11 protein-coding genes are annotated in these 15,612 nt (G+C 39.4%); 1 reads left to right on the top strand and 10 read right to left on the bottom strand.

What is annotated here, in order from left to right:
* Positions 1 to 5: 5 nt before the first annotated feature.
* The 8 genes from LPB86_RS07960 to surE all read right to left on the bottom strand — a co-directional run bounded on the left by LPB86_RS07960 (position 6) and on the right by surE (position 10,583).
* Positions 6 to 1,538: a DUF5689 domain-containing protein gene (locus LPB86_RS07960; RefSeq protein ID WP_230642232.1), complete on the bottom strand. Its 1,533-nt coding sequence runs from the start codon at positions 1,536 to 1,538 to the stop codon at positions 6 to 8.
* 24 nt (positions 1,539 to 1,562) lie between these two features.
* A complete protein-coding gene (locus LPB86_RS07955; RefSeq protein WP_230642231.1) occupies positions 1,563 to 3,128 on the bottom strand; it encodes a SusD/RagB family nutrient-binding outer membrane lipoprotein in 1,566 nt (521 codons plus the stop codon).
* 11 nt (positions 3,129 to 3,139) lie between these two features.
* Positions 3,140 to 6,622 carry a SusC/RagA family TonB-linked outer membrane protein gene (locus tag LPB86_RS07950; RefSeq protein ID WP_230642230.1) on the bottom strand — a complete coding sequence of 1,161 codons (3,483 nt, stop codon included), beginning with the start codon at positions 6,620 to 6,622 and terminating at the stop codon, positions 3,140 to 3,142.
* Positions 6,623 to 6,701: 79 nt separating this feature from the next.
* A complete protein-coding gene (locus LPB86_RS07945; protein ID WP_230642229.1) occupies positions 6,702 to 7,727 on the bottom strand; it encodes a FecR family protein in 1,026 nt (341 codons plus the stop codon).
* Positions 7,728 to 7,807: 80 nt separating this feature from the next.
* The gene (locus tag LPB86_RS07940; RefSeq protein ID WP_230642228.1) at positions 7,808 to 8,377 is read right to left on the bottom strand and encodes an RNA polymerase sigma factor; all 570 of its coding nucleotides are present in this window, start codon (positions 8,375 to 8,377) and stop codon (positions 7,808 to 7,810) included.
* Between the two features lie 55 nt (positions 8,378 to 8,432).
* Positions 8,433 to 9,545: a lipid-A-disaccharide synthase gene (lpxB, locus tag LPB86_RS07935; protein ID WP_230642227.1), complete on the bottom strand. Its 1,113-nt coding sequence runs from the start codon at positions 9,543 to 9,545 to the stop codon at positions 8,433 to 8,435.
* Positions 9,542 to 9,811 carry a stationary phase survival protein SurE gene (locus tag LPB86_RS07930; protein WP_230642226.1) on the bottom strand — a complete coding sequence of 90 codons (270 nt, stop codon included), beginning with the start codon at positions 9,809 to 9,811 and terminating at the stop codon, positions 9,542 to 9,544. Before LPB86_RS07930 ends, lpxB begins: the two co-directional genes overlap by 4 nt.
* Positions 9,801 to 10,583, bottom strand: coding sequence for a 5'/3'-nucleotidase SurE (gene surE, locus LPB86_RS07925; protein WP_230642225.1), 783 nt, complete (start codon positions 10,581 to 10,583; stop codon positions 9,801 to 9,803). The genes LPB86_RS07930 and surE overlap by 11 nt, the downstream gene beginning before the upstream one ends.
* A gap of 102 nt (positions 10,584 to 10,685) precedes the next feature.
* Between surE and LPB86_RS07920 the strand changes: the two genes are divergently transcribed.
* Positions 10,686 to 13,619 carry a pitrilysin family protein gene (locus tag LPB86_RS07920; RefSeq protein ID WP_230642224.1) on the top strand — a complete coding sequence of 978 codons (2,934 nt, stop codon included), beginning with the start codon at positions 10,686 to 10,688 and terminating at the stop codon, positions 13,617 to 13,619.
* An 89-nt stretch (positions 13,620 to 13,708) separates the two neighbouring features.
* Here the strand turns inward: LPB86_RS07920 and LPB86_RS07915 are convergent, their stop codons facing one another.
* Together LPB86_RS07915 and LPB86_RS07910 are read right to left on the bottom strand one after the other, a co-directional pair.
* Entirely contained in the window at positions 13,709 to 14,446 is a 738-nt protein-coding gene (locus LPB86_RS07915; RefSeq protein WP_230642223.1) for a hypothetical protein, read from the bottom strand.
* A 12-nt stretch (positions 14,447 to 14,458) separates the two neighbouring features.
* Positions 14,459 to 15,013 carry an RNA polymerase sigma factor gene (locus LPB86_RS07910; protein ID WP_230642222.1) on the bottom strand — a complete coding sequence of 185 codons (555 nt, stop codon included), beginning with the start codon at positions 15,011 to 15,013 and terminating at the stop codon, positions 14,459 to 14,461.
* Between the last annotated feature and the right edge of the window lie 599 nt (positions 15,014 to 15,612).

Below are 15,612 nucleotides of genomic sequence, written 5' to 3'. Positions count from 1 at the left end.
TAATATTAATTTATAGTGCGGGTTGCACCTTCCATTTCTTCAATTGACGATAAAGCTGAAGCTTTGGCGATTGTGACTGCACTATGGGTCCTTACGGTTGTCCATTTCTTTTGCGTTGCATCATACACACCACCCAGATAGCTAAACTTACTATCCTCTGGAACTACAAATCTAAATGTATTTGTGCCCTGTCCCACGAATGGCTGTGCTGTGGTTCCATTTAATCTTTTATATAGATCATTATCACAGACGCTGTATCCAACGCCATTTCCATATACATTTCCTCCCTGACCCGCATAAAATACACAATCAGATGGGGCGGTAGTTAGTTCAACAACGTTGGTAGCAAAAATCGCGATACCAGCAGTATTCCCACTGTTTGCTAAGAGATTAGCAGTTTTTGTTCCTATTCCATCATCACCATCATTATCATTGTAAAGCTTACTTACCACCCAATTCGCCTGGCTTATATCTGTTGAGGTTACTCCAGCTATTTGTTTATATCCGCCTACATAGAAGAATTTACCTTTTGCAACTGTGCCCCTTGTTATGTTGAATTTATAGGTACGCACACCGCCAGTATTCCAGCCATTGACAGGAAATGGATTTGTTGAGCCCGCATTATTAGTAGCATAAACTGTAAAGGGTTTTTGCCTAAAGTCCAAGTCCTGAGTTGCCATGAACTGAATGTATTCGTAATTGGCGTCTGTACCTGATGGATTAGCAAAGTATCCTGTTATAACAGCAGGATTTGGACCTAATGGAATGGATGCATCTACAGTAATACTGGTTGGGAAAAAATCCTTCTTCACACGTGGACAAATCTGAGGGAGACCTGTACTTGAAGATGGAATTATAATTCCTGTAATTTCAGCAGAATAAGGGAGGAATTCAGATTTAAAATTCGCGTTGGCACGCACATACATCTGCATATCACCTGATCCGTCATTGAATGTCTTTGAGCCTTCCACTTTCTCAATGCCAATATTAGGCTCAAAATTACAATTGTACATTGTCCCAAAGCAACCTTCAAAATTTCCGGGCTTACCCAGAACAGTGGCGGCTGACATTGGCGTCGAAAGTAATTTAACTCCAGACGCTACTTTTTTAACGTTTGAAGGAGAAACTCCGGTAATTTGCAAAACACCATCAGAACGCTTCAGTACGCTATTTTCTATAGTTATATGTACCGAATCACCTGGCACATAATCCGCAGCAGCAGCACCTATATTTATGGCAATACCCCTTAACGAATCAATACCACTACCTACCATTCTTAAGTTCTGGATAAACAGTAAACCTTCAGGCAAATTGTGTCCAGAATGATCAGAAGTAACCTGGCCGGCCACAACAGTGGCTTCCCCAGTTATATCTTTAGTTAAGGTAACATCAGCACCTTTATAAAGCTTTCGTAAATCCAAATTGGAAATATACGGACTCGGTGTACTTTTCAAATAATCGCTATCGCGTTTACACGCAGTTAATACAGCTACACAAGCTCCGAATACTAGTATATATTTGTTTAAAATCTGTTTCATCTTTTTATGATCTTGTGTTAAAGATTAGGGTTTCTGCCACCAAACCAGTGTGTTGATATCATCTGGACCTTGAACTGCTATTGCATTTTTATAACTGGTCGGATTTGTAGATTGGGTAACAAGTGGATAGTTTAACCTTGCGGGCATTTTACCTCCATTAGCTAAGCCTGTTCCCTTTGGTAAAATTGGATGCCCAGTACGTCTGTATTCAAACCACTGCTGAAAATCTACAAGAAACATGGCATAGTACTTTTGTATATGTATCATTTCCATTTTACTGTTGCTTCCTAAAGTGGTACTTTCCAGTGGCAAAGCAGCATTCCATGTTAAATTTGCATTAGTTACATAACTTATAAACTTAGCATCTGTGGGGCCGGTGAGATAAGTCGGCATCCAGTAATTGATTGCCTCAAACATTCCTTTGTAATAATAATTTTCAGCAGGGTTATTTATCCATCCTTTTGCTGCTGCCTCAGCTAGTATAAAATTCACCTCAGCACTGTTCATAATAATCCCTGTATTTTTATCAGTTTGCAAAGTTAATTTACTCTCTGCATCAGAATTAAAATGTGCTTGTATAACCATCCCTGAACCTGGTGCAGAACCACTTGGGATACCCACGTATCCGTCAGCACCTTTATCTATACCAAAGCGAGGTACACCACTAGTGCCTAGGGCTGGCAATACTCGGGGATCGTCCCATGCAACCAACTTACCTAAAAAGAAATCGCAAATGGGCATGCTTCTAAAATCAACCGCACGAATATTTACCATAAAAGGGGAGGAATAAACGGCAGTACTACTGTTAGTTCCATTCCATAAAATTTTTGCGGTCTGTGTATTATTTTCTATAATTGGATATTCAGCAGGATTTGTATCTATCATTTCCTTAATCTTAGCAATAACCGAAGCTGAAACTTCGGCCTTCCCAGATGCACGGAGCAATAAACGCAAATAAAGGGAGTTACCAAACCTTCTCCATTTGGTAAGATCTCCCTGATAAACCGGATCGCTGGTACCCACAATAGCCGTACCTGCTTTTAATAACTGATTAGCCTCTTCCAGCTTTTTAAACATATCAGCATAAATATCCTTTTGCTTGTCAAAAGCAGGCTCCATAACATCCACTTTGCCCATATTTGCTTCTGAATACGGAACGTCTCCATAAGTATCGGTCAATAATGAATATCCCCACGTTTGCGTGATAAGTGATATTGCCTGATAGGACTTATTTAACTTTTCAGGTTTACTTGCAATGGCATAGATGTCTTTAAGGTCCGTTAAATTTACATACCAGTTGTTCCAGGTATAATCAGCCCAGGTCCTTCTCACATCGTAACGAAAAACCCTACCTTCAGAATCATTTATCTCTACTGTAACCTGCATTAGCTGGTTATTAAAACTCCAATTCCGTGACATGTTAGCATTTAGGATATTAACAAGTGCGGGAGCCAATAATTGATGAGCCTCGCTACTTTTCTTACCCACGGGATCTATGTTAATCTCGGTAAAATCTTTCGTGCATGAAAGAGTTGATAAACCGAATACTATTAATAGCGTATGTAAAAATGTATTTCTATTCGTTTTCATAATTTATAAAATTAAATGCCGACTACTAAACGTACACCATATGTTCTGGTAGAGGGTAATTGCCCTGTTTCAAATCCCTGAACGATGTCTGATCCTGCCAGTGTACCGAACTCAGGATCGAAAGCCGGCCATGGAGACCAGATGAATAAATTACGACCATAAACACTCAGTGTAACCTTACTCATGCCCAACTTTTGGACAAATCTTTTATTAAGAGCATATCCAAGCGTCGCCTCTCTAAACTTGAGATAATCTGTTCTAAAAACACTTCCCTCTGCCTGACCACTTCCATATACAGATTCATAATATGCTGCGATATCAGTAGCAATTACATCATTTTTACGATAACTACCATCTGGGTTTTGCACCACACCATCGCCAATCACGCCATTATATCGTCCTGGTAAAGTAACTGTGTTTTTGCCTAACGACGCCATTCTGGAGAAAGTAAGTGAGTGTCCGATCGCCCCTAGCTGGGCATCAAACAAGGCATTGAAGCTAACTTGTTTATAAGTAAAGCCTGTACCAAAGCTAAACCTGAATTTAGGTGTAGTATTACCAAGATATAGTAATTCAGGGTTTTCAAGCGCCACACCGGTAATTGGATTATAGACAATTTGTCCATCTGGAGAACGCAGATAACCTCTTCCATACAAATCACCCATACTACCCCCTTCATTTGCTACCACCTGACCGCCTCCCAGCGCTCCTGTACGAAGCACTACAGAACTATCAGCCAGCTCCTTAATTTTATTTCTGTTGGCAGAGAAAGTAGCATAGGTTGTCCATGTAAAATTTCTGGATTTTATCGGTACCGCATTAACTGCCAGCTCCAAACCTTTATTATCTACCCTACCAATATTTACCACCTGAAAGTTGTATCCCGTGGATTTGTCTACAATTCTATTTAAAATCTGGTTTTTTGTGTTACCGGAATAAACTGCCAAATCAAAGTTCAACCGATTTTTAAACAATTTCAAATCTAATCCCAATTCAATTGTAGTAGTTATCAGGGGTTTTAAGTTTTCATTTGGCAATGACCTTGTATTATTTAAAGCACTATCTGGATAAATTCCATCTGCTGCAGACAAATAATTATATTCTGTTCTGTAAGGAACGGTACTACCGCTTCCTACCTGCGCAATTGAAGCTCTGAATTTAGCGAAACTAATGGCACGCGGAAGTTTCCAATAATCAGACGCCACGAAGGCTAAGCTGGCTGAAGGATAAAAAAATCCAACATTATCTGTCCTTTTTATGGTTGCCAAAGTACTATTCCAATCCTGACGGGCAGTAAGGTCTAAATATAAATAATTCTTAAAGCCAATTGAGCTTGCAGCATAAAAGCTGTTAATTCTATATCTGGCTGTGTCAGGTACATAAACCAGAGGATTTTGATTATTATCTAATCTATAGATATTTGGAATTACTAAACCATCTGCACGGGTTTCTATTTTATTATAGACATTTCGCATTTGGCTGCCACCTAAAGTTGTTGTAACCTGTAGGTCTTTGTTGATTTTTTTATCATATTTTAACATAAAATCAGCGTTCACTTCGTAAGAATTTATGTTTGCAATACGATAAGAGCCCTGCGCAAATTTATTACCAGAGGCATCCCACGGACGTTGAGTTTCGCGTATATCTTTGTTTAAGTCGATGGACGTGCGAGCCATAAGGCTTAATTCTTTAGTGAATTTATAGGTAGCCTGAACATTACCCAATAAACCATTTCTTCTTTGGGCATTTATATATTGCTCCGAAATTGCATAAGGACTTTCAGGATTGGTGGTGGTGAGGTTCAACAATTGCTGATACTCCTTACCAGGTACCCAGTAATTTCTATACCAATCTACATTTACATTGGGTTGCGCAAACATAAACCAGTACATCAATGATTGGTTACCGTATCCTGTAGCAGGTAGGTTATCACTATGTCTGTTACTATATTGAGCTTTTAAATTTATACTTAACTTTTTTGTGAGCTTAGTATTAGCATTTAAGGCAACACTCGTTCTGTCAAGACCTGTATTCGGTACAATCCACTCGTTACTTCCATGACTCGCAGATAAACGCATGCCTACCTTTTTGTACGTTCCATCCAAACTTATCGTATTGGTAGATTCGTAACCGGTGGTGAAAAATGCACTTATAGGATCTTCATAAGCCACCCAAGGTGTTCTATTGATACCTCTTGCTCTTGTTTCAGGATCATACTGATAATACATTCCGCCATTAGCAAACGACGGTCCCCAAGATGAACTGGTTCCATTTGTGCTTGGTCCGTCTACACCTGCACCATAAGAAAAATAGGAAACACCATAAGTACCAGTACCGAATTCCTGTTGTCTATCCGGCCCTCGGTTTACTTCCTCCCATGCATTGTTAGAGGTGAAAGTAATTCCTACTGTCTTCCTATCCTTAGTTGCAGATTTAGTGGTAATTACAATTGCTCCATTTGCACCTCTCTGCCCATACAAAGCAGATGCGGCGGGGCCTTTTAACACAGTTACATTTTCTATGTCATCGGGATTTAAATCGTTTAGTCCGCTACCAAAATCCGCAGGCATAATATCTCCAGATGTTCCATAAACACCTCCACCCGTAGCTGCAGTACGTCGAGAGCTACTTGAAGCCACCACGCCATCAATTACAATTAGTGCTTCATTGTCTCCTGTAAGGTTGTTCTCGCCACGCAGAATGATTTTGTTAGAACCTGCAGGTCCACCATTTCGAACAAGATTTAATCCTGCAACCTTACCGGACAAGGCATCTGTCCAGTTACTTGAAATTGCATTAGTTAATTGTGTACTGTCAATTTTTGTGATTGCATAGCCTAAAGAACGTTCTTCTCTTTTGATACCCAATGCTGTAACTACAACTTCATTCAAATCATTTGCATTGCCTTTCAATGTTGCATTTAAAGTTGTGGTTGCACCAAGATTTATCCTTACATTTTCTTTTCTGATACTTTCAAAAGAAATAAAGCTGATTTCTACAGTGTACACACCCGGAACAACGTTTAAAGTATAAGTACCATCATTAAGACATTGTGTGGCTACATTAAGTGAAGGGATTTTAACAGAAGCACCAGGAAGTGGCTGTCCATCTACATCAACAATTCTCCCTGATAATTTTCCTTTACCCTGGTTTTCAGGAACAATGATGATATTTTGATCTTTAGATTGCTTAACTATAAAAGAGGTGCCGCTTAAAAGCAGGTTTAATGTGGCCTGTACAGACCGCTCTGCCTTTGCAACTTTTACTATTCTCTTATCGTTTAATGTGGTATTGTTGTAACTGATGGACAAACCGCTCAGCTTTTCTATTTGCTGAAATGCTTCTTTAAGCATAATTCCGTCTGCACCAAAAGAGATTTTTCTACTAATTATTTGTGCCTGAGCCTCAAATGCAACAAAGGGCATTTGTAAAAGCAGCAGTATGGCTAAGAACCATAACTTTTTCATATATTTACCTAATTTATACTTATTCATTATTGAGTTTAAATACCTATTTCTAAGGCCTGGATTGTGACCAGCAATTCCAGGCTTCTTGTTTAAATTTTAAGTAGCCCTACTTCATAATCCTTCCTCCTTTTTGATCATTATCTGAGATAAAAATTTGATTTCCTTCCTGAGCATAAGCTAAACCAGAAAGCTTGATAATATTAGAAAGAACTTCGTTGATTGATATATTATTGAATTTGGCAGTTAACCTGTTGTTTCCAAGTTCTGGATCTGTAAATTCAATTTTTACCCCGTAATGGCGCTCGAGGGAACGTGCAATATCCTTTAAAGAGGTATTGTAAAACACAAAATGGTTGACTCTCCAGGATGCGATAGCTGAAGCATCTATTTTGCTAAAGGTATAAAGCCCTGTTGTGGTATTGATGTCCATCTGTTCATTTGGCAACAAAAACTTGATTAGCCCATGTTTTCCTGCTCCGGCCGATAGCACGCCAACTTTACCCGTTTTAACGCTTACTGCCACTTTATGTTCAGTAGCAAATGCTTTGATATTAAATGAGGTACCTAACACCACCGTTTCAATTGTTCCGCTTTTAACCACAAAAGGTCTTTTTGTTAGATGCACCACATCAAAAAAGGCTTCGCCATCAAGATAAATGAACCGCTTTTTGCCCAAAAAGTTTTTCGCATACCTGATGCGGCTTCCTCCAGCCAAATCTACAATAGAGTTGTCTGGCAAAACTACTTTAGAATGCTGTCCTTCAGGGTTACTGATTTCTGCATATTCTACAGTTACAGGTGCCTTTTTAAAAATCTCTTTATACCCAAAAAATCCGGATGTGCCAACAATTAAGCAGATGGCAGCATAAGCCAGCCATTGGATTTTTTGAATTAACTTTTTAACGGGTTTTTGTTCTCTTTTTACATGGGCAGCTACACGTGCCCAACTTTTTTCTATTTGCTCAGGTTGCTGAAAGCATAATTTCGAAGCCTCCAGGATTTTTATAGTTTCACTAAACTGCTCAAGATTTTCAAAACTTTCTTCAATCCATTCCTGCAATTCAGTTAAACCATCATCACTGATCGTTTTCTCAAAATATTCAACTATTAACCTGTAACTTTTATCTTCCATTTAATCTGCGTCTATAACTAAAGACAGATTTATGCAGCCAGATACGTAGCGAAGTTTGTTAAGGTTACATTAAGAAAACTTTAACTGCCAATATTAAAACTATTGGAATCTTTCAGCAACAAACGAAGCTGTTTGATGGACTGATATAAAGTGGTTTCTACCGTACGGACAGAAATTCCTAAGATCTCGGAAATTTTATGCTTATCGAGGTTATCGATACGGCTCATCAGTAGAACCTCCTTTTGACGGAGAGGAAGGGTGTCAATTACAGCGACAATACGTTTATAAGATTCCCTGCCAGATAGAATTTTAAATGGGGTTTCTTCATCTTGAAAAAGATGCTGTTGCAATTCAAGATCTTCGATGGAATCTACAGGGGCCCTTTTCTTTTGATTGTAATTGAGTGACAAGTTCTTTGCCGAAACAAACAGGTAATTCTTTAATTTTAAAATGGAAGCGTCGTAACGACTGTCCCAAAGTTTAATAAAAAGATCTGCAATAATTTCCTCAGCAATTTCATGATCTTTGGTATATAGAGAACAAAAATGGCATAAGGATTTGTAGTAGCGCTTAAATAGTGTTTCAAGAGCTACAGGATCATTTTGTCGTAAAAGATCTGTTAATGCTTCATCTGTAAGTTCAGGATACATACTTAATTCCGTGTTTGGCACAAAATTAAACAGTCAACATTAAGCCAATGTTAAATTAATGAGAGGTATTAAAGTATTTCTGTAACAGTTTTGCCGTTTTTTCTGAGGCGCCGGGCGCACCCATTTTTTGAGAAAGTACAGCATAATCTTCCAGCATTTGCTTACGCTCAGGGCCATCTACTATTGCTTTAAGCTCTGTTCTGATTTTATCTTTTGTGCAATCCTCCTGAATCAGTTCTGTGACCACCTTACGGTCCATAATCAAATTTACTAATGATATAAACCTGATGTTCACCAGCATTCTCGCAATCGCAATGGAGATTTTGCCGCCTTTGTACACTACCACCTGCGGCACATGAAACAGCGCAGTTTCTAATGTGGCCGTTCCTGAAGCGACTACAGCTGCCTTGGCTTCGTTCAACAAGTCATAAGTCTGTCCAAAGATCAGCTTCACAGCTGCACCAGCAAAAAACTGTTCATAGTATGCTGCTGTAAAACCCGGGGCAGCAGCAACTACAAATTGCTGATCTGGAAATTCAGACACCACACTAAGCATCGCCGGCAATAAACGTTCAATTTCCTGCTTACGACTTCCGGGCAGCAAAGCGATCAACTCTGTCTTCCCCAGTTGGTTCTGAATCCGAAAATCAGCGTTGGGTGAAAACAATGTTTTTTCGTCCAGCAGAGGATTGCCTACATAATCTACCTCCATCCCCCATTTTTTATAAAAATCAACTTCAAAAGGCAGGATACAGAACATTCTATCTACGACTTTTTTAATTTTAAGGACACGTTTTTGGTTCCATGCCCATACTTTAGGCGAGATGTAATATGCGACCTTAATCCCATTGGCTTTCGCAAATTCTGCAATCCTTAAATTGAAACCGGGAAAATCAATTAACACCAGCACATCGGGTCGGTTGGCCAGAATATCTGCCTTACAACGTTTCATGTTTTGCAGAATTGTTGGCAGGTTCAAGATGACCTCAGTAAACCCCATAAAGGCCATTTCTGCATAATGCTTAACCAGTTTTCCACCTTCTGCCTGCATTTTATCACCCCCGTAATACCTAAAAGTGGCTTGTGGATCTTCTACTTTTAGTGCACGCATCAAGTTAGCTCCATGTAGATCCCCAGATGCTTCGCCAGCAATCAGGTAATAGTTCATGATTGTGAAACTTTATAAAAAAAGAAAGCGAAAGCCCACAGAAACGTTACGCTGAGAATTCCACGACCTGCATTTTCTTTATTTTCTTTAAAAAACAGCTTTAACAGTACCGCATTTACGCCAATGCAACCAATCAACAATAAATCTGCTTTGGCAAGATAAGCAACCTGATGCATTACAAACCAGGTAATACCCACCAGCACACCCGGAACGGCCAATCCTATTGCCATTCCCATCCAAACTGTATCTTTTACTTTACTTAACATCAAATGTCCATGAATTTAATACCGGAATAGCATGGTGAGCGGTTAGATCAAACTGAACTGGAACTACAGAAACAAAACCATGTTCCAGTGCCCATACGTCCGTATCCTCTCCTTTATCATTGTTTTGAAATACGCCTGTTAACCAGTAATACGGTCTGTTGTAAGGATCTTTACGCTCGTCAAACTCTTCTGCCCATTTGGCATTGGCTTGCCTGCATACTTTAATCCCTTTTAAATCTGCACCTTTCGGGAAATTTACATTTAGCAGAGTTGCTTGCGGCAATCCATTGGCCAGTACTTCTTCACAAATTACTTTTATAAATTTCTTGCTATGACTAAAATCTGCCGTTTCTGAAAAATCATCTAATGAGAAACCTATGGAAGGGATGCCTTCAATAGCACCTTCAACCGCGGCAGACATGGTTCCTGAATAAATTACATTGATGGAATTGTTTAAACCATGGTTGATCCCCGACACGCAAAGATCTGGCTTTTTGCCTTTAAATATTTTATTTACGGCCAGCTTTACGCAATCTACCGGTGTACCAGAGCATTTGTACATTTCTACACCTTCGTATAAATCTACCTTATCAAACCTTAAGGGTTTACCAATGGTAATGGCATGCCCCATGCCAGATTGTGGTCCGTCTGGCGCTACTACAACAACGTTACCCAATTCACGTACTACTTCAATCAGGTTCTTTATTCCCGGTGCCGTAATACCATCATCGTTTACTACTAAAATATTAGGTTTTGCCTGTTGTTTTGTCATGACTTATTGCTTTGTAATGAATGGTAAAAGTACAAGAAATCAGGATTAAATTCACGAATAATCCAATTTCAATCTATATTTGAGATTCTAACTTACTAACTGATGAATAAAAGACTTTTAGCCCTGATTTGCTTTTTAATCCTGGGCTCCAGCTTAATGGCCCAAACCGGCTACCAATGGAAAACCGCGACATCCGGAGGGTATACCTATAAGTATGTAACCAACGACCCAACAAAAGCGAGGTTTTATACGCTAAAGAATGGCCTCACGGTGATCCTCTCGCAAAATAATAAAGCGCCAAATATCGAATACAGGATGACGGTGAGAGCGGGTAGCAATGAAGACCCTGCTGACCATACTGGCCTGGCGCATTACCTGGAGCATCTATTGTTTAAAGGAACAGATAAATTTGGCACAACAAATTACGCGAAGGAAAAACCTTACCTGGATAAAATACAAGCCCTGTACGAAACCTATAACAAAACTACAGATGCTGTAAAGCGCAAAGAGATCTATGCGCAGATTGACAAACTTTCTGGTGAAGCTTCCAACATCTCTATTGCCAATGAATACGATAAGATGATGAAAGTTTTAGGTGGACAATCTACCAATGCCCATACTTCTGTAGAAGAAACGGTTTACAATGAGGATTTGCCCTCAAATGCCATAGATCCGTTTTTGGCCCTGCAAGCAGAGCGTTTCCGCAAACCGATACTGAGGATTTTCCATACTGAGCTGGAAGCGGTTTATGAAGAAAAAAACCGCGGATTGGATAACGATGACAGTAAAATGTACGAGGCGATGTCAAGCCGCCTTTTCCCTACCCATAATTATGGTCAGCAAACCACCATCGGAACCATTGCTCATTTAAAAAACCCATCGCTGGTAGCCATTCAAAAATATTACGACACGTATTACGTACCCAATAATATGGCCGTTATTATGTCTGGCGATTTTAACCCGGATGAGCTGATAAAGAAAATTGACAAAGCTTTTGCGTACATGAAAAGCAAACCTGTTGTATTGTACAAACCTGCTCCTGAAAAACCATTAACGGCTATTCAAACCGTTGATATCAATGGGCCCACGGCAGAAAAACTACAAATCTTTTATCGTGGTTATGCAGAGAATTCCAATCAAAGTTTGTTGCTTGACCTTATTGGAAGTATCCTCTCAAATGGAAAAGCTGGCCTGATAGACATCAATTTAAACACGGCACAAAAAGTATTGTCGGCCGGTGCAGGTTACGAGCAAATGAAAGACTATGGAATTTTCTACCTGTCTGCCCAGCCTAAGCAGGGACAAACTTTGGAACAGGCAAAGGCCTTGTTAATGGAACAAATTTCATTGCTTAAAAACGGTGACTTCGATGAAAGCTTGATTAAAGCCACGGTAGCCAACAGCAAGTTGGGTTTATTGCAGGCTTTTGATGAAAACAGTTACCGTGTAGATGCACTGATGAGCGAATTTGTTTTAAACCGTGGCAGCAAATGGAACCAATCTTTAAATGGCCCGGATGCAATGGCTAAAATCACCAAAAAGCAGGTAGTAGATTTTGCAAACCAGTTTTTTAAAGACAATTATGTAGTGGGTTATAAACATAAGGCTGAAGATAAAAATGTATTGAAGGTTGAAAAGCCTTTGATTACACCAATCAATCCTAATGTTGATGCAACTTCTGCCTTTACCCAAGGTATCATTGATGCTAAACTGAAGGCGGTGAGTCCTAAATTTTTAGATTATAAGAAAGACCTTACTTTTGGAAAGGTGGGCATAGCTGATGTAATTAGTGTTAAAAACACAGATAATAGTATTTTCCGCCTATCGTACAAATTTGACATGGGTGCTTACAATTATAAACTTTTACCTTATGCTGCCCAATACCTGCCTTTCTTAAGTACTGATAAATATACCGCAGAAGAAATTAGCAAGGCTTTTTACAACATTGCCTGTACCTATAGCATGAATGTTGGGAATGAAGTGGTAACCATTAACATTAGTGGATTACAGGAGAACTTTGATAAAGCGGTTAGTTTAACGGAGCACATTTTCGCGAATTGTAAAGCCAATGAATCTGCCTTAAAAGAATTAAAAAGCAGCATCTTAAAAGCCAGACAAAATAATAAAACCAATAAAAAAGCAATTTTAGGTGGCTTGGTGAGTTATGCAAGATATGGTGCGGTTAACCCAACAAATACCGTATTGAGTAATGATGAGATCAATAACATGAATACCCAGGAGTTGCTTTATATTTTACACAACATTAATAATTACAAGCATACCATCACCTATTACGGTCCAAAATCAGCAACTGACTTTACCACTGAAATGAGCAAACTGCATCCTTTACCAAGTGCCTTTACTCCTGCAGCTAATCCGGTAAAATTCAATTACGCCGCAACTACCGCAAATCAAGTGTATTTTGCAGACTACGATATGGTACAATCTGAAATCAATTGGGTACGCAATGATGGCTTGTATAATGCAGCTGATGCCGGCAATGTAGAACTCTTTAACAGCTATTTTGGTGGCGGTATGGGTTCTATTGTGTTCCAGACGCTTCGCGAGTCTAAAGCCTTAGCTTACTCCACTTATGCTTATTATTCTTCACCAGATCAAAAAGAGAAAGAGAATGCTATTGTTGCCTACATTGGCAGTCAGGCAGATAAAATGAATGAGGCAGTTGCGGGTATGAATGAATTGCTAACAACGTTACCACAAATTGACAAGGCTTTTTATGCATCAAAAAGCAATGCCCTGAATACCATAGAAACCAACAGGATTATCAAAGATGACATCATTAAAAGCTATTTTGCAGATCAAAAACTAGGCTTTGACCATGACTCGAGGATTGATACCTATAACAGTTTAAAAACTTTGACTTATGCTGATGTGAAGGCTTTCCATGCCAATCATATTGCAGGGAAAACGTACAATTACTGTATTGTAGCATCAGAAAACAAAGTAAAAATGGACGATATGCAGAAATTTGGCCCTGTTACCAAACTGAGCTTAGAACAGATATTTGGGTATTAACACCAGAAAATAAGCACTTGCTTTTAAACGCTAAGAGGGAGTTCATCGTTAATGATGAACTCCCTCTTTTGTTGTTTGTAAAGGCAATTTTATAATTTAGCTTCCAGTTCTTTTGCACTGGTATATTTAGCAGTTCCGCGGGGAACCTTGCTAAGCCATAGCTTGCATTCTTTATGCTTACGCTCTTTTAAATAACTCATCGCAACGTAATAGGCTGCGTCAAATTTGAAAGCCGAATCGCCTGCATACAATTCTTCAAGCACTTTTCTCGCATTGTCTCCTTTATTGTTCTCAATCAGCGTAAGCCCATAATAAAATGAAGAGATGCTATTTTCCGGATTCAGTTCGTAATAAACGGACAGTAATTTTTCTGCTTCTATATATTTTTTATCGTTGTAAAGATTTGCTGCTTTTTCCAATACAGTTTGCTGCCCAGCACCGCGTTCTGCAACTGACATAGTGGTTTTTCCATACTGTTCGTACAGACTTTTTTGCCAGGGTGCATAAACCATTAATCCAATGAGCAAAACCGCAGCTATACCAGCCAGTTGCACCCAAAGCCTGTGTATTCTTCCAGTGGATTTTACAGCAACAATTTCTTCATTAAAATACCTGACATTCAGCTCTGATAGCGTTGCTTTCAAATCGTCCACACCCTGATCTGGAGAGAGATGCCGGGACAAAGCTTTAAAAGCGGACTTGTATTGTTCTATATACTCTCTAAGCTCTGGATCCTGCTCCAGAAGGGATTCAAATTCCTGTTTTTCATCCAGGCTCATTTCGCCATCAGCATACCTGGATGCTTGTAGAATGATTTCGTTGTCCATCTTTTTGTAGTTTTATGATTGAACCAATTTTATTAAGGAGGCCATACATTCTGATTTCTTCTTTCTTAAATAACCATAAGTAACGCCCATTTGTTCGGCAATTTTCTCCTGCGCTTCGCCTTGCATACTCCACCGTATCACCTCTTTACAGCGTTGTCCGAGTTTTTCAAAGGCAGTATAGAAAAGTTCACTTTGTTCCTTTTGCTTTTCCAGGTCTTCCGCAAGTGCAAATGCATCATCACCAACTGTAAATACATCTTCCTCCATATTTGTTACCGGTATTAAAGATCTTTTTTTCAGTTCGTTCATCCATTTACGTTTACATACCATAAAAAGAAAGGCATTAAAGGGGCAGCTAAGCTGAAGGTCTTTATTTTTTGCCTGGTGGTAGATATCAATTAATGATTCCTGAAAGATATCTGCCGCATCGGCCGCGGTACCATTGTTAAAGCAAATGTAAGACTGAACCTGCCGGGAACATAATTTATAAATCTCATTGATCACTACAGTATCGTTATTGAGCAGGGCAGTGAGGTAACGCTGGTCTGGATGTAGTGCTTTGGTCATGAGCGAAGTTAATAATAAACTTGCAAACTATCGCAGGCTGCGCCCAGCAAGCCCAACTACTTTTTCTCCAAATTGGAAACTTTAAAGGGCTTACCGGACAAGGCCTGCTCTTAGTTCACTCGTTTACTCCAAAACAAAATAAAACTCGCAAACTATCGCAGGCTGCGCCCGGCAAGCACAGGATTTTTTCTCAAAGATTGGAAGTTTTACAAGGCTTACTGGACAAGGCCTGATCTTAGTTTACTCCTTTTCTCCAACACAAAATAAAAAGCGCAGGCTGCGCCCAGCAAGCAAAGGATTTTTCCTCAAAGATTGGAAGTTTTACAGGGCTTACCGGACAAGGCCTGCTCTTGGCTTGCTCATTTTATCTGGAGCAAGGAACAAAACAAAACGGGTAAACGAGGAGCTTGCCTTGGCTGTCCCTTCAGACAGGCGCAGCAAGCGATCGTTTACCGTTTTTTTTATACATACAGGCCCTTTTCGTAAGAAAATAAAAAAATATTACGCTAAGGGGGTAACAAATTTTAGGTACGACTGATATAGATGCAAACAACGTTAAAAACGGCGTACGCTGAAAAGCCTTAAAAGAGTAAGCAAAA

The sequence above is a fragment of the Pedobacter sp. MC2016-14 genome (assembly GCF_020991475.1).
Lineage (GTDB): Bacteria > Bacteroidota > Bacteroidia > Sphingobacteriales > Sphingobacteriaceae > Pedobacter.
This window is presented reverse-complemented; position numbering and strand designations above follow the sequence as displayed.

What these genes read in the sequence shown, in the direction of transcription:
- LPB86_RS07960 (WP_230642232.1), bottom strand. Translation starts at nt 1,538, where the DNA reads ATGAAACAGATTTTAAACAAATATATACTAGTATTCGGAGCTTGTGTA.
- LPB86_RS07955 (WP_230642231.1), bottom strand. Translation starts at nt 3,128, where the DNA reads ATGAAAACGAATAGAAATACATTTTTACATACGCTATTAATAGTATTC.
- LPB86_RS07950 (WP_230642230.1), bottom strand. Translation starts at nt 6,622, where the DNA reads ATGAATAAGTATAAATTAGGTAAATATATGAAAAAGTTATGGTTCTTA.
- LPB86_RS07945 (WP_230642229.1), bottom strand. Translation starts at nt 7,727, where the DNA reads ATGGAAGATAAAAGTTACAGGTTAATAGTTGAATATTTTGAGAAAACG.
- LPB86_RS07940 (WP_230642228.1), bottom strand. Translation starts at nt 8,377, where the DNA reads ATGTATCCTGAACTTACAGATGAAGCATTAACAGATCTTTTACGACAA.
- lpxB (WP_230642227.1), bottom strand. Translation starts at nt 9,545, where the DNA reads ATGAACTATTACCTGATTGCTGGCGAAGCATCTGGGGATCTACATGGA.
- LPB86_RS07930 (WP_230642226.1), bottom strand. Translation starts at nt 9,811, where the DNA reads ATGTTAAGTAAAGTAAAAGATACAGTTTGGATGGGAATGGCAATAGGA.
- surE (WP_230642225.1), bottom strand. Translation starts at nt 10,583, where the DNA reads ATGACAAAACAACAGGCAAAACCTAATATTTTAGTAGTAAACGATGAT.
- LPB86_RS07920 (WP_230642224.1), top strand. Translation starts at nt 10,686, where the DNA reads ATGAATAAAAGACTTTTAGCCCTGATTTGCTTTTTAATCCTGGGCTCC.
- LPB86_RS07915 (WP_230642223.1), bottom strand. Translation starts at nt 14,446, where the DNA reads ATGGACAACGAAATCATTCTACAAGCATCCAGGTATGCTGATGGCGAA.
- LPB86_RS07910 (WP_230642222.1), bottom strand. Translation starts at nt 15,013, where the DNA reads ATGACCAAAGCACTACATCCAGACCAGCGTTACCTCACTGCCCTGCTC.